General features: G+C 67.7%; 19 protein-coding genes. 11 read left to right on the top strand and 8 right to left on the bottom strand.

The window, feature by feature from the left end; translation table 11 throughout:
• The first annotated feature begins 55 nt into the window (after window positions 1-55).
• The 3 genes from cysK to AC3A35_RS07285 all read left to right on the top strand — a co-directional run bounded on the left by cysK (window position 56) and on the right by AC3A35_RS07285 (window position 2,527).
• Window positions 56-1,543 (top strand): cysteine synthase A, encoded by a 1,488-nt coding sequence (gene cysK, locus AC3A35_RS07295; protein WP_487435328.1) that lies wholly within the window; start codon window positions 56-58, stop codon window positions 1,541-1,543.
• Between the two features lie 292 nt (window positions 1,544-1,835).
• Window positions 1,836-2,183, top strand: a complete 348-nt coding sequence (locus AC3A35_RS07290) for a hypothetical protein (protein ID WP_487435327.1) — start codon at window positions 1,836-1,838, stop codon at window positions 2,181-2,183.
• Between the two features lie 14 nt (window positions 2,184-2,197).
• Window positions 2,198-2,527, top strand: a complete 330-nt coding sequence (locus AC3A35_RS07285) for a heavy-metal-associated domain-containing protein (RefSeq protein WP_487435326.1) — start codon at window positions 2,198-2,200, stop codon at window positions 2,525-2,527.
• A 41-nt stretch (window positions 2,528-2,568) separates the two neighbouring features.
• Here AC3A35_RS07285 and AC3A35_RS07280 read toward each other — a convergent pair whose 3' ends face one another.
• Window positions 2,569-2,844, bottom strand: a complete 276-nt coding sequence (locus tag AC3A35_RS07280) for a DUF2164 domain-containing protein (protein WP_487435324.1) — start codon at window positions 2,842-2,844, stop codon at window positions 2,569-2,571.
• A 220-nt stretch (window positions 2,845-3,064) separates the two neighbouring features.
• Between AC3A35_RS07280 and AC3A35_RS07275 the strand changes: the two genes are divergently transcribed.
• The 5 genes from AC3A35_RS07275 (at window position 3,065) to AC3A35_RS07255 (ending at window position 7,329) form a co-directional block, all read left to right on the top strand.
• Entirely contained in the window at window positions 3,065-3,970 is a 906-nt protein-coding gene (locus tag AC3A35_RS07275; RefSeq protein WP_487435323.1) for an RNA polymerase sigma-70 factor, read from the top strand.
• 248 nt (window positions 3,971-4,218) lie between these two features.
• Window positions 4,219-4,692 (top strand): carboxymuconolactone decarboxylase family protein, encoded by a 474-nt coding sequence (locus tag AC3A35_RS07270; RefSeq protein ID WP_487435322.1) that lies wholly within the window; start codon window positions 4,219-4,221, stop codon window positions 4,690-4,692.
• 127 nt (window positions 4,693-4,819) lie between these two features.
• Window positions 4,820-5,734, top strand: a complete 915-nt coding sequence (locus tag AC3A35_RS07265; RefSeq protein WP_487435321.1) for a pirin family protein — start codon at window positions 4,820-4,822, stop codon at window positions 5,732-5,734.
• An 85-nt stretch (window positions 5,735-5,819) separates the two neighbouring features.
• Window positions 5,820-6,608, top strand: a complete 789-nt coding sequence (gene nudC / locus AC3A35_RS07260) for an NAD(+) diphosphatase (RefSeq protein ID WP_487435320.1) — start codon at window positions 5,820-5,822, stop codon at window positions 6,606-6,608.
• Window positions 6,609-6,870: 262 nt separating this feature from the next.
• A complete protein-coding gene (locus tag AC3A35_RS07255; protein ID WP_487435319.1) occupies window positions 6,871-7,329 on the top strand; it encodes a methyltransferase family protein in 459 nt (152 codons plus the stop codon).
• 104 nt (window positions 7,330-7,433) lie between these two features.
• Here the strand turns inward: AC3A35_RS07255 and AC3A35_RS07250 are convergent, their stop codons facing one another.
• Window positions 7,434-8,753, bottom strand: a complete 1,320-nt coding sequence (locus tag AC3A35_RS07250) for a DUF3422 family protein (RefSeq protein WP_487435318.1) — start codon at window positions 8,751-8,753, stop codon at window positions 7,434-7,436.
• A 14-nt stretch (window positions 8,754-8,767) separates the two neighbouring features.
• Window positions 8,768-8,929, bottom strand: coding sequence for a hypothetical protein (locus AC3A35_RS07245; protein WP_487435317.1), 162 nt, complete (start codon window positions 8,927-8,929; stop codon window positions 8,768-8,770).
• Between the two features lie 192 nt (window positions 8,930-9,121).
• On the opposite strand from AC3A35_RS07245, the gene gcvA reads away from it, so the two are divergent.
• A complete protein-coding gene (gene gcvA / locus AC3A35_RS07240) occupies window positions 9,122-10,033 on the top strand; it encodes a transcriptional regulator GcvA (RefSeq protein ID WP_487435316.1) in 912 nt (303 codons plus the stop codon).
• A gap of 201 nt (window positions 10,034-10,234) precedes the next feature.
• Window positions 10,235-11,818 (top strand): SagB/ThcOx family dehydrogenase, encoded by a 1,584-nt coding sequence (locus AC3A35_RS07235; RefSeq protein WP_487435314.1) that lies wholly within the window; start codon window positions 10,235-10,237, stop codon window positions 11,816-11,818.
• 41 nt (window positions 11,819-11,859) lie between these two features.
• On the opposite strand, the gene AC3A35_RS07230 is transcribed toward AC3A35_RS07235, so the two are convergent.
• Together AC3A35_RS07230 and AC3A35_RS07225 are read right to left on the bottom strand one after the other, a co-directional pair.
• Complete coding sequence (locus tag AC3A35_RS07230) at window positions 11,860-12,066, bottom strand: DUF6494 family protein (RefSeq protein ID WP_487435313.1); 207 nt, start codon at window positions 12,064-12,066, stop codon at window positions 11,860-11,862.
• A gap of 149 nt (window positions 12,067-12,215) precedes the next feature.
• The gene (locus AC3A35_RS07225) at window positions 12,216-13,475 is read right to left on the bottom strand and encodes an MFS transporter (RefSeq protein WP_487435311.1); all 1,260 of its coding nucleotides are present in this window, start codon (window positions 13,473-13,475) and stop codon (window positions 12,216-12,218) included.
• A gap of 143 nt (window positions 13,476-13,618) precedes the next feature.
• Here AC3A35_RS07225 and AC3A35_RS07220 point away from each other — a divergent pair, with 143 nt between their 5' ends.
• Complete coding sequence (locus tag AC3A35_RS07220) at window positions 13,619-14,560, top strand: LysR family transcriptional regulator (protein ID WP_487435310.1); 942 nt, start codon at window positions 13,619-13,621, stop codon at window positions 14,558-14,560.
• Here the strand turns inward: AC3A35_RS07220 and AC3A35_RS07215 are convergent.
• The 3 genes from AC3A35_RS07215 to AC3A35_RS07205 all read right to left on the bottom strand — a co-directional run bounded on the left by AC3A35_RS07215 (window position 14,540) and on the right by AC3A35_RS07205 (window position 16,977).
• On the bottom strand, window positions 14,540-14,908 hold the full coding sequence (locus AC3A35_RS07215) for a response regulator transcription factor (RefSeq protein WP_487435309.1): 369 nt from the start codon (window positions 14,906-14,908) through the stop codon (window positions 14,540-14,542). The two genes, AC3A35_RS07220 and AC3A35_RS07215, sit on opposite strands and share 21 nt — an antisense overlap.
• Window positions 14,909-15,005: 97 nt before the next feature.
• Window positions 15,006-15,308: a XapX domain-containing protein gene (locus AC3A35_RS07210; protein WP_487435308.1), complete on the bottom strand. Its 303-nt coding sequence runs from the start codon at window positions 15,306-15,308 to the stop codon at window positions 15,006-15,008.
• Window positions 15,309-15,315: 7 nt separating this feature from the next.
• On the bottom strand, window positions 15,316-16,977 hold the full coding sequence (locus tag AC3A35_RS07205; RefSeq protein WP_487435306.1) for an MFS transporter: 1,662 nt from the start codon (window positions 16,975-16,977) through the stop codon (window positions 15,316-15,318).
• Window positions 16,978-17,025: the final 48 nt, after the last annotated feature.

Raw genomic sequence — 17,025 nt, 5'->3', positions numbered from 1 at the left:
GAAGGCAGCACCGCGCCGTTCGTGCGGCGCCGGGCACCTCGACAGGAGAGACAAAATGGGCAAGCGATACGACAGCATCCTGGGCACGATCGGCAACACCCCGGTGGTGCGCATCAACAATCTCGCGCCGGCGCACGTGAACCTGTACGTGAAGATCGAGGCCTTCAACCCGATGGGCTCGGTCAAGGACCGGATGGCGCTGGGCGTGATCGAGGATGCCGAGCGCCGCGGCGAGCTGAAGCCGGGCCAGACCATCGTCGAGGGCACCAGCGGCAACACCGGCATCGGCCTGGCCATGGTGTGCGCGCAAAAGGGCTATCCGCTGGTGGTCACCATGGCCGAGAACTTCAGCGTCGAGCGGCGCAAGCTGATGCGCTTCCTGGGCGCCCGGGTGGTGCTGACGCCGGCCTCGCAGAAGGGCTCGGGCATGGTCGCGAAGGCCGAGGAGCTTGCCCGCGAGCACGGCTGGTGGCAGCCGCGCCAGTTCGAGAATCCGGCCAATGCAGAGGTGCATGTGCGCACCACCGCGGTCGAGATCCTCGAGGCGTTCGACGACGTCCAGCTCGACTACTGGGTCACCGGCTTCGGCACCGGCGGCACGCTGAACGGCGTGTCCCGCGTGTTGCGCCAGAAGAGCCCGGACACCCGCATCGTGGTGTGCGAGCCCGACAACTCGGCGATCCTCGCCAGCGGCGTCCCGCAGGCGCGCACCCGGGACGGCGCCCACAGCCACAGCCACCCCGCGTTTCGCCCGCACCTGATGCAAGGCTGGTCGCCGGACTTCGTGCCCCGCCTGGCCGAGGAAGTGACCGACGGCCGGCGCATCGACACCTTTCTGGCGATCGCCGGCACGGACGCGCTGCGGTGCGCCCGCGACCTCGCGCGGCGCGAGGGGATCTTCGTCGGCATCTCGGCCGGCGCCACCTTCGCCGGCGCCTTGCAGGTCGCCGCCGAGGCGCCGGAGGGGGCCAACATCCTGTGCATGCTGCCCGATACCGGCGAGCGCTACCTGTCGACGCCGCTGTTCGAGGGCGTGGCCGCCGACATGACCGAGGAGGAGCAGGAAATCTCCCGTTCCACCGCGGGCTACCGCTTCGACGTCGCCGCCCCGGCCGCCGCGCCGCCCGGCGAGGCCGCGCCGGTGCTCGACCCGGCGGCGGTGGCCGAAGTCGACGCGCTGGTGGCCGACGCCGAGAATCCGGTGGTGATGTTCGCGCTGGAGTGGTGCGAGTTCTGCTGGTCGGTGCGCAAGGTGCTGGCCCGGTACGGCATCCGCTACCGCTCGGTGGATCTCGACTCGGTCGCCTATCAGGACGGCAACCGCGGCGGCAAGGTGCGCGAGGCGCTCGCCGCACGCACCGGCTGGAACACCTTCCCGCAGATCTTCATCGCCGGGGAGTTCGTCGGCGGCTGCACCGATCTGTTCGACGCCTGCAAGGCCGGCGCGCTGGCCCAACGGCTGCAGCGCCATCGGATCCCGTACGACGCCACCGTCAACGCCGACCCGTACAGTTTCCTGCCGGGCTGGCTGCACCCGCGCTGACGGCCGGTCGCCCCGCCAACGGCCGCCCTCGTCCGCCCCCAAAGGGGTGGACCAGGGCGGCCTTCTTCGTTGACCCGCCATCCGCCCGACCCTGCCTCCGGGCGCTGCATTGGCACCGGCGCAAACCTCCGCAACGGAAAGTTCAGCCTTTCTCCAGCGCAAAACCAGCCGACCTTCAAGCGCCGGCAGGCCACCCCCTGCACACTGGACTCATGCCTGACGGATCGAAAAACCTCGGAAAAGGCCCGCTCCGGCGGCATGGACTCGGTGCTACCCCAACCAGGAGATGAAGATGAAGCAAGTTCCCCCTGCAAGGACCCGCGAGCGCCTCGGCGGCGCCGCGGCCATCGCCGGCATCGCCGCGGCGGTGACCACCGGCGCGGCCTGCATCGGCCCGATGCTCGGCATCGCGTTCGGCATCGGCGGCCTCGGATGGCTCGCCCGGTACGCTCATCTGCAGTTGCCCGCCAGCGTGCTGACGATCGTGCTGCTGGCCGCCGGCTTTTACCTGCTGTACGTCCGCCGCGATTGCGCCTGTACCACCGCGCGACGCAGCGCGCGAACGCTGCTGTGGGTCGCCACCGCACTCGCGGTCGCGATCAACGTCTTCGAATACCTGATCCTGCCCACGCTCGGCTGACCCTGGAGAACATCATGAAATCCGCACTGAAACTGCTCATCGCGCACCTGATCGTGCTCGCCCAACTGTTCGCCGCCCCCGGGGCCGTGCTCGCCCAGGGCAGCGGCGCCCCCCAACCCGACACCACCACCCGCGCCACCCTCCAGGTCAGCGGAATGATCGGCGAGCCCTGCCCGGTGCTGATCGAGTCCGCCCTGAAGCGGGTCGACGGCGTACGCCATGTGGAAGCGAGCTACGCCGAGCACAAGGCGACGATCGAGTACGATGCCCAGCGCGTCAGCCTCGACCAGATCCGCCGGACGATCCGCCGGAACGCGGGCTTCGAAACCGAGCTCGCGAACTAGCCGGCAAGGCGAGCCAGGTACTGCATCTTTCGGCCGTATGTTCACTTGCGTCGTTTGGCCTGGCGCTCATGCTTGCGCCAGTACGGGAACTCTTCCTCGTGAACCTCGATATCGAGTTCGGAGATGCGCAAGTGCAGGCGTTCCTGGACATCGGCGACCGCCTTGTTGTAGATGCTCGGACCAACCTCCTCGAGAACGAAGCCGAGCAGACCGCCAGCGGCAACGTTGCCGATGTCCTCTTCCATGTTCTCGCGAAAGTAGCGCTGGATGGAGGCCACGGCCTCGTTGCGCACGTCCTTGGGAAGTTCAATCGACATGGGTATCTCTCCGGGAGTCGTATTGCAGAACGGGCACGGCAGCATCGGGCCATGTGCGCGACAGCATACGAACGGAGCCGGCCCATGTCCATGGGATGCGAGGTACCCGGAAGGCTGAGGGTCTTTCCGATCGCGCGTCGGTCGACTACCTTGTCACAAACCCGCCGCCCGCCACGTCTACGCCGGTATGCCGACAAGACGGCGCACGGAGCCGACACCCATGGACACACCGCACACCGTTTTCCAGACCCACCGCCCCCGCCTGATGGCCATCGCCTATCGCATGCTCGGCAGTCGCGCCGATGCCGAGGATGCCGTGCAGGATGCATGGCTACGCTGGCAGGGCGCCGATTTCGCCGGCATCCAGTCGAGCGAAGCCTGGCTGGTCAGCGTCACCACGCGGCTGTGCATCGACCAGCTGCGCAGCGCCCGTGCCGCGCGCGAGCAGTACAAGGGGCCGTGGTTGCCCGAGCCGCTGATCGAGCCGGTGTCGCCGGAGCGCACACCCGAGCAGGTGGTGGAACTCGCGGGCGATGTGTCGGTTGCATTTCTGGCGGTACTGGAACGCCTGTCGCCCGAGGAGCGGGCGGCCTTTCTGCTGCATGAGGTCTTCGACGCCGACTACGACGAGATCGCCGATCTGCTCGGCCGCAACCAGGCCGCCTGCCGTCAGCTGGTGCATCGGGCGCGCAGCCGGGTGCGCAGCGACCGGCCCCGCGTGACGGTGACGCGCGAGGCCCACCACACGCTGCTGCAACGCTTCACCGAGGCCACCCGCAGCGGCGACCGCGCGGCGCTGACCGCCCTCTTTGCCGCCGACGCCCAGTTTGTGGCCGATGGCGGCGGAAAAGTGTTGTCGGTGCTGCGCGCCTTGCACGGGGTGGCGCGCATCGTTCGATTCTTCGAAGCGGTCGCACGACAGGTCGGCCCGCGCCTGAGCTACCGCCACGCCACGATAAACGGCGAGCCCGGCCTGCTGCGCTACCTCGATGGTCGCTTCGACGCAGCAATCAGCCTGATCACCGACGGCGAGCACATCCACGCCTGCTATATCGTGCGCAACCCGGACAAGCTGGGGCACCTGCCGGAAGAACTGCGAGCGCCGCCCGACCCGGTGTCCACCTAGCGCCGTTCTCGTCACCCGACGGTCCGCTCCGGGTTCGAACATCCGCCACAAAATCCGCGGCGCGCGGCCCGTGTGCCGAGCCTTGCACGACCTGTCGTGCCGGGCCACAGCGCCGGCCGCGGCATGGTCGCCGCGTTATTTTCTTCGACCCGGTCACAAATCCGCCGCGCGATTCGTCTTGTAAGCATGCAGGCCATCCGGCCGGCATCACCAACCCGCATCACTGACCTTTGATCGACGAGGACCACATGAACACGAATACCCGGCACCAGCCCCGCCTGCCCTACTACAAGCTTGGTGGCAAGTCCGTCCAGGCCCTGATCGCATTCACTGGCGCCGTCAAGGAAAGCAGCATCGGCCCCGATCTGGTCGAGCTCGTTTTCCTGCGCGTGTCGCAACTCAATGGCTGCACCTTCTGCCTCGACATGCACTGGAGCGCGCTGATCAAGTCCGGCGCAGACCCGCGCAAGCTGAACATGGTGGCCGCCTGGCAGGAGGCTCCGTTCTTCTCGGAGCGGGAGCGCACCGCCCTGGCCTGGGCCGAACGGCTCACGCTGCCGCCGTATCCGCAGCGCGAAGCCGACCAGGATGCCGCATTCGCCGCCCTGTGCGAACACTTCGGCGATCAGGAAATCACCGAACTCACCCTGGCAATCGCAAACATGAATGCGTGGAACCGCGTCAGCGTCGGGATGCGGAATCCGGTGCCGCTGCAGGGATGAAAGCGCAGAGGTGATCCGGAGCCGAAGCGGCCTGGCCCTTTCACGGGCTATTCCCCCGTGGTAAAACAGGGGCCGATGCCTGCGTCCGCGACCGGACGCAGGCGACAACCCGGACCGGAGGTGCCCCATGAGCAATCTGACTCGGCAAGTGGAACAGGACTGCACGGCGGAGCAAGCCTGTGGTGCGATCGAGCTTGTCATCCAGCCCCGCGACAAGGATCTGGGCGGCTTCACCGTGCGGCGGACGCTGCCGACCGCGCAGCGCAAGATGGTGGGCCCGTGGATCTTCTTCGATCACATGGGGCCGGCGGAATTTCCCGCCGGCGAAGGCATCAACGTGCGTCCGCATCCGCACATCAATCTTGCAACCGTCACCTATCTGTTCGAAGGCGAGATCCTGCATCGCGATTCGCTCGGTAGCCTGCAGCCGATCCGGCCCGGCGACATCAACCTGATGGTGGCCGGCAGCGGCATTGTGCATTCGGAGCGCGAACGCCCGGAATGGGCCGCCACGCCGCACCGCCTGCACGGCCTGCAGCTATGGCTGGCGCTGCCGGAGAAGGATGAGGAAGTCGATGCGGCCTTCCTGCACTACCCCGCGGCGGACATTCCCGCGGTGACGGTCGACGGCGTGCCGGTGCGGGTGATGATGGGTACGGCCTACGGGGTCACCTCGCCGGTGAAGGTCTTCGCCGAAACGCTCTATGTCGAAGCCCATCTGCACGCCGGCCAGACCCTCGCCCTGCCCGCTGCCCCGGAGCGCGCGGTCTATGTCGCCCAGGGCGGCCTGAAGGCACGGGACACCGTGATTCCGGAGCATGCGATGGCGGTGTTTTCCGACGTCGCGGGCGTGGTGCTGGAGGCGACCGCGGAGTCGCGCATCGCGATCATCGGCGGCGAGCCCCTCGGCAAGCGCTTCATCGACTGGAACTTCGTGTCCAGCCGCAAGGAGCGCATCGAACAGGCCCGGCGCGACTGGAAGGAGGGGCGCTTTCCCAAGGTGCCCGGCGACGCGATCGAGTTCATTCCCTTGCCGGAGTAGCTTCGGGGAGGCAGGTCGCGGGCGATCGCCCCGAAGCTACCGCCCGCTATCATTCGTGCTCGACCACACTGTTTCGGACAGCACCATGAACACCCGCGCCTACTGGATTCTGCGCTTCGAGCACCGCCTGCTGACGACAACGGTCGATCACGCCGGGGCGATCTTTCCGTCGGGCCTGGCCGCCGAATTCGGCAATCCCGAGAACGTGCTGCCAGTCGGCCGCTTGCTCGGGCTCCCGTGCTACGCCGCCGACGTCGACCGGCTTCCCGACATTCCGTCGGGCGAAGCCACGCCCCTGCGCGCCATCTTCCAGCTCGCCGGTGCCGACACCTTTGCCCTGGCCGGGCGCGCGACCCAGTTGCTCGACTGGCAGCAGCATCACCGCTTCTGTGGCAAGTGCGGAACGAGGACCGCGATGAGATCCGGCGAGCTCGCGATGCATTGCCCGAACTGCGGGCTCGTTGCCTATCCGCGGATCTCGCCGGCGGTCATGGTGCTGGTGCGCGACGGCGACAAGCTGCTGCTCGCCCGCGGCCCCCACTTCAAGCCGGGCGTGTTCAGCGCCCTCGCGGGCTTCGTCGAACCCGGAGAAACCCTGGAGGAATGCGCCCGCCGCGAGGTGCGCGAGGAGGTCGGCATCGAAATCGCCAACCTCCGCTATTTCCACAGCCAGCCGTGGCCCTTCCCCAACTCGCTGATGGTCGCCTTCTTTGCCGACTATGCGGGCGGGACGCTCACCCCCGACCACAACGAGATCGAGGCCGCCGACTGGTTTGCGCTCGACGCGCTGCCGCCGCTGCCGGATCCGGTCAGCATCTCGCGGCGGCTGATCGATGCGGCGCGCCACGGGGATCCGGATCGCGAACGCCCTTGATGCAAGACGAGTCTTCGCCTGAGCGGGTCACCGCCAGCATTGGGTGCCGACATGCGCACGGTTCGAATGAGATTTGCCACTGCGGGAAATGCCGTGACGCGCCGCGAGGTCTTTGCCCGCGGCCGCCCGGCTGCTACATTGCGTACCTGTATCGGGTAGGGGCTGGCGCTGCGTCGAAGAGACGTGGCGAGTGTGGTTTGCGACTGCCGGCCCTTCTCCGCCGGCCCCCTCAACTTCGACGTCGACCGTCCTCACCATCCGCATGCACGCTCTGCAACTGAAGATCCCGCCGCCCCTGGTCGCCACCCTCGTCGCCCTGGCGATGTGGCTTTCCGCTCATATTCTCGCCGGTGCGCCGTCCACGCCGTTCGGGCTGACCTTCGGTGGGCCTGTGGCCCTGTTCGGAGGCGCGGTCAGCGCCTCGGGTTTTTTCGCCTGCCGGCTGGCACGAACCACGATCAACCCGATGCACCCCGAAAGGTCCTCGTCCCTTGTGACCTCGGGCGTTTTCCGGGTCAGCCGGAACCCGATGTACGTGGGTCTGGTGATCACGCTGGCGGGCTGGGCCATTCATCTGCCCGCGTCGCCGGCGGTCGTCGGCCCGATGGCCTTCGCCCTGTATATCCACCGCTTTCAGATCCTGCCCGAGGAACGCATCCTGTCGGCGATCTTTGGCGCGGAGTACGAAACCTACAAGGCCCGCGTTCGCCGCTGGCTGTGAGGCCCCGCCTTGCCTGACAACAACGGGCCAGGCGCAAGCCCGACGCGACTTCTCACTTCAACTCGCAAGACGAGCACCGGCGCCGATTCCGCCGCCGACGGCAATCATTGCGTCGATGCGGCCATGCTCCTGCCATGTAGACGGTGGCGCATGCGGCGCACCCCGAGCCAGGTGGCGCCGAACACCAGCGGCAGCAGCATACCCACCGCGCCATCGACGTTCACGCCCGCCCCCCAGCCCTTGACCGCCTTGAGGCCATAGGCCGCGAGACTGATGCCGTAGTAGGAGATCGCCACCACCGACAGGCCCTCGACCGCCTGCTGCAGCCGCAGCTGCATCGCGGCGCTGTGGCTCAGGCGCTCGAGCACGCGCTGGCTCTGCTGCTCCTGCGCAATGCCGACACGTGTGCGCAGCAGGTCGTTGGAGCGGCTGATCTTGTCGGCCAGCGCCTCCTGGCGCGAACCGACCGAGACGCAGGTGTCCATCGCCGGGGCGAGGCGGCGGTCCATGAACTCGCCGACGGTCGGCACCCCCTCGATGCGTTTTTCGCGCAGTTCGCCGATGCGGGCGCGGACCAGCCGGTGGTAGGCCTGCGCGGCGCTGAACCGATAGCCGCTGTCGAAGGACATCGAGCGCACGCGCGCGGCAAGACTCGAGATCTGCAGCAACAGCGCCTCGTCGGCGCCGGCATCGAGTTCCTGCATGCGCAGCCCGAGCCGGGTGACATCGGCCTCGACCTTCTCCAGCAGGTTCGCGTTGTCGCGCGCGAGCGGCAGCGCCAGCAGCGCCATCATCGCGTAGGTCTCGATCTCGCAGATGCGCTGCACCAGGCGGCCGAGCTGCATCTCGCGCAGGCCGGTGTCGCGCAGCAGGAAGCGCGAGTAGCCGTCGGGGCCGATCAGGAAGTCGGTCCACAACTCGCCACCCGACAGCACCCGGCAGCCCACCAGCGGCACCGCCGGAAACAGGCGCCGCAGCCGCGGATTGCCGAGTTCGTAGGGCTCGCCGCGCTCGGTCGCGATGTGCGAGGCGACGATGACCTTGCCGGCGAGCGTCGCCAGCCAGTCGTGCGGCACATGGCGCATCGGGGTTTCGGCAAAGGCTTCGCCGGAGACGCCATGCTCGATGAAGGTGAAGGTCGAGAATTCGGTATGGCGTTCCCACTTGAGCCTGAAGTGGCCGAAGTCGTGGAAGAAATGCGGTGCGCCCGAACCCGGCGCGGCGACGCCGAAACGCAAGCAGAAGTCGGCCAGCACGCGCTCGTCCGACCCCCCGCCTTCATCGCAATGGATGGCCAGATGCGACACGCACGCAGGCGCGGCAAGGCTGATGAAGGGGCGCGAGTGCAGCTCGGCGGCGAGCCTGAGCCGTTGCGGGTGGTTCAGCCCGGACCCGAGCGGTTTCGGAATCTGGTTGCGGTTCATGTGGTTCGGGTCGTTCAGTTGTAGCCCAGCTCGACGATATGGTTCAGTTCCGAGTCGTCGGTGCGCTCGGGAAGCGCGGGGGAAACCGGTGCGGCCTGCCGGGCAAGCGCCTCGATTGCGCGCATGGCATTGCCCTGGGGGATCGGGTTCGACGGGGTGTAAATGGCTGCTTGCATAGTTATGCTCCTGACTATCAGATTGACGAAGATTTCGAGGACTGCGGCCGAACACCATTCAGAAGATAAATATTTATACAAATACTTCTACTAAACAATGACTTGTCACATGCCTCGGCGCCATTCTTGAGTCTGGCAAAATCTTTTTCAAACGAAATAGAATACGAAGGTACGTAGTTTAAGGAATGAACCATGCGCCGACGCGTCCCCAGTATCGAGTCCCTGACCGCCTTCGAGGCCTCTGCACGCCATCTCAGTTTTACCCGCGCAGCCGCCGCGCTGTCGCTGACCCAGAGCGCGGTGTGCAAACAGGTGGCGGTACTGGAGGACTATCTCGGTGTGCGCCTGTTCCATCGCATCAAGAAGCGCATCTCGCTGACCGAGGCTGGTCAGGTATATATGCGGCAGGTCATCGACGGGCTCGACCGTCTCGAGCGCGATACGGTGTCGATCATGACCTACCGCGGCACCGGCGAGGTGCTCGAGCTGGCGGTGATCCCGACCTTTGCCACGCGCTGGCTGATCCCGCGTCTGCCCGACTTCGAGCAATGCAATCCGGGCATCACCCTCAATCTCACCACCTGCTCCGAGCCCTTCCTGTTCACCGACACCGTGTTCGATGCGGCGATCCACTTCGGCACCGCCGTGTGGCCCGGGGCGGCGAGCACCTGGCTGTTCGGCGAGGAAATGATTCCGGTGATGGCGCCGGCCATGCTGCGGCAACAGGACTGCAGCGCGCCGGCGGCACTGGCGGGCTTCCCCCTCCTGCACCAGTCGAATCGGCACGATGCGTGGCGGCGATGGTTCGAGGCCGCCGGCGTGGCCGCCGTCGAGGCCATTGGCGGACCGCGCTTCGAACTGTTCTCGATGCTCGCCGAAGCCGCCCGGGCCGGTCTGGGTGTTGCGCTGCTGCCACGCTTTCTGGTGCAGAGCGAGCTCGCCGCGGGCGATCTGGTAGCGCCCTTCGACATCGCCCTGACCGATGAGCAGGCCTATTATCTGGCCTGCCCCGAACAGCGCCAGGACCGACCCGCCCTGCAGCGATTTTCTGGCTGGCTGCTTGCCCAGGCAGAGGCCTACAGGATCGCCCATCAGCTCGTCTGACGCGCCGCGCGTAAAACACGGATGAAAACATCAGCCTGATCATTTTCCCTACATGCTCGCACCAGGCTGCGGCCACGACTTCGCCGGCGGACACCTTTCCGCTTGCGCGCCACAAGCCCGCTCCTCCCGGCCGGCGATCGCGCGGCGGACGAGCGCAGGGGCAATAATGGAGCATCACGCCCAAACCCGAAGGCCGCTGCGATGACCGTCCGTGCCTATCATGAGAATAGCAAGCATTGGCCCGATCGCTATGCGCCGGGGCCGGGCCGGCTCGACTGGGCGAATCAGCCCGATCCGTGGCGAACTTATGCGGGCGCACCGCGCATTGCGCTGCCGCTGACGGCCGATGCGCTGGCGACGCGCCATGACGACCTGCGCCGGGGACGCCTGCCAATCGCGGCACCATTCGATCGCGCCCACGTCGGCCTGCTGTTCGAATTGTCGCTGGCGCTGTCCGCGTGGAAGGAATCCGGTGGCGTGCGCTGGGCGCTGCGCTGCAATCCCTCGAGCGGCAACCTGCATCCGACCGAGGGCTACCTGATTGCACCGACGCTGCCCGACCTCGCCGCGGGCGTGTATCACTACTCGAGCCGCAGCCACGTGCTGGAACGGCGTGCGGCGACGACGGACGCCTGGGACGCCGCCTTCCGTGGCCCGGCCGCGCTGGTCGCGCTCACTTCGATCCCCTGGCGCGAGGCGTGGAAGTACGGCATGCGCGCCTACCGTTACTGCCAGCACGACTGCGGCCATGCGATCGCTGCCGTTGCGCTGGCCGCCGCGGCGCTCGGCTGGGCGACGCGGGTGCTCGATGAAGTGGGCGACGACGACATCGCGCGCCTCGCCGGACTCGACCGCGACGCCGACTTCGACACCGCCGAACGCGAACTGCCCGACGTGCTGCTGCTGATCGGCGACGCGCACGCGACCGTCGATGTCGATGCGCTCGCCCTCCTCGGCACGCGCTGCGAATGGCAGGGCCGGGCCAACCGGCTCAGCACCGGTCATGTGCCCTGGCCCGACATCGACCTCGTCCACGCCGCCGCGCACAAGCCGCGAACCGCGGCGCAGGCGTCGCCCGCCCTGCCGGCATTGCCGCCGCCTTCGGCGCCAGCCCGCGACCTGCGCATGGCAGACTTGGTTCGTCAGCGCCGCAGCGCGGTCGCCTTCGACGGCGTCACCGACATGAGCGCGGATGCCTTCTTCACGCTGCTCGATGCGCAGTTGCCGCGCCCCGGCATACCGCCATGGAGCGCATGGGGGGCACTGCCGCAGGTGCATCTGGCGCTGCTCGTCCACCGGGTCAGCGGCCTCGACCCGGGACTGTATGTCCTGCTGCGCGATGCCACGGCGCTCGACGAACTGCGTGCGGCGTTGCGTCCCGACTGGTTATGGCACAAGGTCGGACCACCGCATCTGCCGCTGTACCTGCTGATCCCCTACGACCTGCGCGCGTCGGCGCAATTCGTCTGCTGTCATCAGCAGATCGCCGCCGATTCGTGCTTTGCGCTCGGCATGCTGGCGCGCTTCGGACTCACCCGGCGCGAGCCCTGGCGCTACCCAGCGCTGTTCCGCGAATGCGGCATGATCGGTCAGGTGCTGTATCTCGAAGCGGAAGCGGCCGGCCTGCGCGGGACCGGGATCGGCTGCTATTTCGACGATTCGATGCACGAACTGCTCGGTCTGGCCGGGACCGAGTGGCAGAGCCTGTATCACTTCACCGTCGGCGGGCCGATCGACGACACGCGACTGACAACGCTGGCGCCGTATTCCGCGGGCGAACGATGAATTGCGGACCGGTCGCGCCACCTTGCCGGGCGGCCCCCGGTTCACTGGAGCTGGATCTGACCGTCGAAGGCGACCTTCAACTGCAATCCCCCGATCTCCAGGGTCATTGTGGCAGGAAGCGTTTCCGTTCCCGCGATCGCGCCATCGGCAATGGCCTTCGCCACCGCCTGCTCGATCTGGCGTTGCGAATTTACCCCGACCATTTTCAGGAACTGGCGAATGCTGAGGTTGAAGGTTTCTTCGTTCATCGAGTCCTCCGTTTGCAGTCCTCTTTCTAGGATAGGGGAGAGACCACCGTTTCTCCATGTCATCCCTCATTCGAGCGCACGCCACCACTCCGGTCTGGCGCACCTTGTCAGGCGGCACGGCGGACGATCGGGTTCCGACCCGCAGCCGTTCAGCGCGCGCTGCGCGCCGGCCACAGCCTGACCGCAAGCGCGCCGACTGCGCTGACGGTCGCCAGGGCCGCCAGCGCGACCCAGCCCCATCGAGCCAGCAGAAGGCTGCCAAGTGCGGCGCCGGCCGCCATGCCGATGAACATGCCGACGAAGAGCACGGCGTTGAGCCGACTGCGAGCGCCGGGATCGATGCCATAGACGATGGTCTGGTGGGCGATCAATACCGCCTGGATGCCGAGATCGAAGCCGATGGCGCAGCCCACGAGCAGCCACAGGCTGGCCTGGGGCGTCAGCAGCGGCGCGAGGGTCATGGTCAGGAAGGAAAAAGCGACCAATCCCGAACCCAGACGCGTGACCTGCTCGGGGCCGCGTCGATCGGCAAGGTGACCGGCGATCGGCGCGGCCAGCGCGCCCGCCGCACCCGCCAGGCCAAACGCACCGGCCGCGGCGCTTCCCAGATGAAACGGCGCACCGTGCAGCATCAGTGCGAGCGTCGACCAGAAGGCACTGAAGCCGACCGAGAGCAGCCCCTGCGCCACCGTGGCACGACGCAGGGCCGGATGTTTGCGCCACAGCGTAAGGAGCGAGCCGAGCAGTGCCGAATACGCCAGATCGGTGGTCGGCCGGAAACGCGGAAGCCCCCGCCACGCCGCCATGCCGATCAGGGCCACGCTACCGGCCGCCGCAAAGAACATCGCGCGCCAGCCCAGATGTTCGGCAACGAAGCCGCTCACCACCCGCGACAACAGGATGCCGAGCAAGAGCCCGGTCATCACCGTGCCCACGACCTTGCCGCGCTGCGCATCGGGTGCGAGGGTGGCGGCCGCCGGCACGATGTCCTGGGCCATGGTGGCGGCAAGACCGATCGCGAGACTGGCAGACAGGAGCAGGCCGATGGAGGGCGCCGCACCCCCGAGCAGCAGCGCGAGCACCAGCACGGCCGCCTTGCCCAGGATGATGTTTCTTCGATCGTAGCGATCGCCCAGCGGCGCCAGGAAGAGAATCCCCAGCGCATAGCCCAGCTGCGTGAGTGTCGGCACCAGGCCGACGACACCGTCGGACACGCCGATATCGGCACCCAGCACCCCCAGCATGGGCTGGCTGTAATAGAGAGATGCAACCGCCAGCCCGGCACCGGCCGCAAGGAGCAGGACCAGGGATCGGGAAATGGCGCCGGAGGCACTCGGGGCGGGGGCAGAGTGCACGTCTCCGGCAAGTGCTGCCTCATCCACCGTATGCGAATTCTGAATGCAGGACATGATATCCATCTCGTTTGTTCCGATGCCCCGAGTCTGAATAGCCTGTCAGTAGATGGGTAGTACCATACGCCGCACAGTTGTTATACATTGAACGCATGGAACACCCACGGCAGCCACCCGCTCCTGCAGATCGGATCGAACTCATGCAGACCTTCGTCCGCATCGTCGAGGCCGGCAGTCTTTCGGCTGCGGCGGCGCAGATGCGTACCTCGCAACCCACGATCAGTCGCCGCCTGCAGACGCTCGAGCGATCGCTGGGGCTGCGCCTGCTGCAGCGTTCGACCCATGTCATGAGGCTGACCGCGGACGGAGAGCGCTGCTTCGAGCGCGCCAAGGTATTACTGGCAAACTGGGCGAGCTTCGAAGCCGAGCTGCGCGGCGCAGGCGACGAGCCCGAAGGCATCCTGCGGATCGTGGCCCCCCATGCCTTCGGCCAGGAACGCTTCGTCGGGCCGCTGGCCGGTTTTCTGCGCCGGTATCCGCGCGTGACGATCGAATGGCTGCTGCATGACGATATTCGCGATTTCATCGCGGCCGGCATCGACTGTGCGATCCAGGTCGGCGAAGTGCTCGACCCCGGCCTGGTGGCGATCAAGCTGTCCGAGGTTCCGCGCATCGTGGTGGCGGCGCCATCGGTGCTCGACCGCATGCCGCCCCCGGCGCACGCGGCCGATCTCGCCCACCTCCCCTGGCTCGCACTGCGCACCTACTATCGCGACGAGGTGTCGCTGACCCATGCCGCCAGCGGCAGGACGCAGCGCATCGCCATCCATCCCCGCCTGAGCACCGACAGCCTCTACGCCATGCGCAGTGCGGCCTTGATGGGGCTGGGCGTGTGTGTCGGCTCCGCCTGGCTGCTGGCGGACGATATCGCCCACGGTCGCCTGCTTCACCTCGTCCCCGAATGGCAGGCATGGCCCCTGCCGGTGCACCTGGTCTATCCCTACGCGCGCTTCTATCCGGCCAGGCTGCGCCGTTTCGTGGACACGATGCGGGAGGCCGTACCCGTGGTGATGGGTGGCGCCTCCGACATCTCCGCGGCGGCGGACGGGACTCGTCCTTACTCAGGACTCGCGCCGGGGTGACTGCAAGGCGCATTCGATGCACCGGATCATGTCCGTATCCCGCACCGGCTTGCTGAGGAAGCAGGCCGCGCCCATGGCCTGCGCGCGCTGCTCGTGGCCCGCCCGGGCAAACGCCGTCATGAAGATGACCGGTACGTCGAGACCGCGCTCGCGCAAGGCCTCGCACAGCGCAAAGCCATTCATGCCGGGCATCTGCACGTCTGCAATCACGCACGAAAGGCGATCCAGCGCTGCCGCCCGCAGCAGTTCCTGCCCGCTCCCGAACAGTTCCACGGCAAAGTCGAGGGAACGCAAGAGCTGTCCCATGGCCTGCCTGACTGAAGCGTCGTCGTCGACGATCGCGATCACGGGGGGAGCGGTCACACGAATTCCTTTAACGGTAATCAGCAATGGCAGTCGTCAACGCGGCCCTGTGTCACCTCCAGGTTCGGGGCGTTGCGCCGGGTCACCCCGCCGGATTCCCGGAGCCGCGATCGGAGACGACGACAGACGGGCTGGGAGGCGGTCGGACTTGAGGCTGATCTACTGCGCCGGTGATCTTCGGCAGACATTCGGCATGGAACCAGCTGACGGTGACCGGCTCGCCGGACAGCAGACGCTTGACCGGTGGCACGACCTGTTCGCCGATCAGCATGCCCAGCAGCCCGATCAGGGCGACCACGGGCGGTGCGGGCGAGCGGACCTGCATCAGGGCGTAGATGACGCCGACCAGGATGCCGGCGCCGAGGGAGACGAGATAGAGCTTCATGGGAGCCTCACGATGACAGGGGATTGGGAGCCGACCCGGTGCCGGCCGGAGGCAGGCCGACGCCGAGGAGGTGACGTACGCGTGGCGGTTCGGCTCCGGTATGGAAGCGTGCGAGCTCGCGCTGCAGGTCGGCGTCGGCGTTGGGCACCCGCTGGTGCTGGCGCAGGTGCTCGGCCCAGGATTCGACCAGAAACCATTCGGTCAGCAGCACCGGATCCGCGGCGTCCTCCATCACGCCCCAGTTGAAGGCGCCATCGCGCAGGCGCTCTTCGGACAGCTGGTGGACTGCGCGCAGGAAGGCATCGCGGTCGGCTGGCTGGACACGGTATTCGATCAGGATCATCACCGGGCCGCGGTCGTGCTCGACCGCGCTCGCCAGTTGCGGCTCCGGCCAGTGGCGTGCCGGCCCGAGGTCCTCTTCGCCGCGCGGCAGGCGCAGCCGGTGCAGCGCAAGCGCCGCCAGCACCAGGCCGCCGGCGGCGATCAGCAGGGCGTGCGGCGTGCCCAGCCCCTGCGCGACGAAACCCCAGATCAGGCTGCCGCCCGCCAGCGCGCCGTTGAAGACCATCTGGTAGACGGCCAGCGCACGGCCGCGCACCCAGTTCGGCAAGATCGCCTGCACCGTGCCGCTCAGCGTGGTCAGCGCCAGAATCCAGGCCGCGCCGAGCAGCAACAGCAGCGGCAGGGCGAGCCAAACCGGCGGCGCGGCGGACAGCGCCGCCATCACCAGCGCGGTCGCCAGTGCCGACGCCAGCACCAGCCCGTCGGCATCGAGCGAGCGCTGCAGCCGCGGCATCGCCAGTGCGCCGAGGATGGCGCCGACGCCGACCGCGCCGAGGAGCACGCCATAGAGGCCGGCGCCGCCCTGCAGCAGTTGCTTGGCGACCAGCGGCAACAAGGCCCAGATGCTGCTGCCGAAAGCGAAGTGCACCGCCGCCCGCAGCAGCACGATGTGCAACCTGCTGTGCGCGCGGGTGAAGCGCAACCCGGCACGGAGCGCGCCGAAGAAGTGCTCGCGCAGCGGGTTGTCCGGCTGCGCGGGGCGCCGCCACCACAGCAACGCGGCGATCACGAACAGGTAGCTGACGAGGTCGGCACCATAGGTGACGGCCGCACCGAACGCGGCCAGCAGCAGGCCGCCACCCGCAGGGCCAATGGCGCGGGCGATGTTCACGCCAAGCGAGTTGAGCGCCACCGCGCGCCGCAGCATGTCCGACGGCACCAGCTCCGGCACGATCGACTGCCACGTCGGCCCCATCATCGCCGCGCCGACGCCGCCGAGAAAGGTCATCGCGATCAGGATCTCGATGGTCAGGGCCTGGCGCCAGGCCAGCAGCATCAGCGTGGCGCTGACCACGGCCAGGCCGATCTGGACGCCGATCAGGAAACGGCGGCGGTCGAGGATGTCCGACAGCACGCCGGCCGGTATCGCGAGCAGGAAGACCGGCAGCGTCGCCGCGGCCTGGATCATGGCCACCGCGGCCGGGGAGGTCGTCAGGTCGGTCGCCAGCCAGGCGCTGGCGACGTCGCGCATGAAGCTGCCGACATTGCCGAGAACGGTCGCCACCCACAGCACGGTGAAAGTCGGCAGTGCGAGCGGGGCGAAGGCGCCGCCGGAGGGTGCGGCGACACCGGTCGCTGGTTTCTGCGACGAGATGGGTCGGGACAAGGTGGTTCTCCGGTGGCGGGTGAGTTGCAGATCCGTCGCAGATGAGCG

Source organism: Azoarcus sp. Soil_N_20 (assembly GCF_057656155.1).
This window is presented reverse-complemented; position numbering and strand designations above follow the sequence as displayed.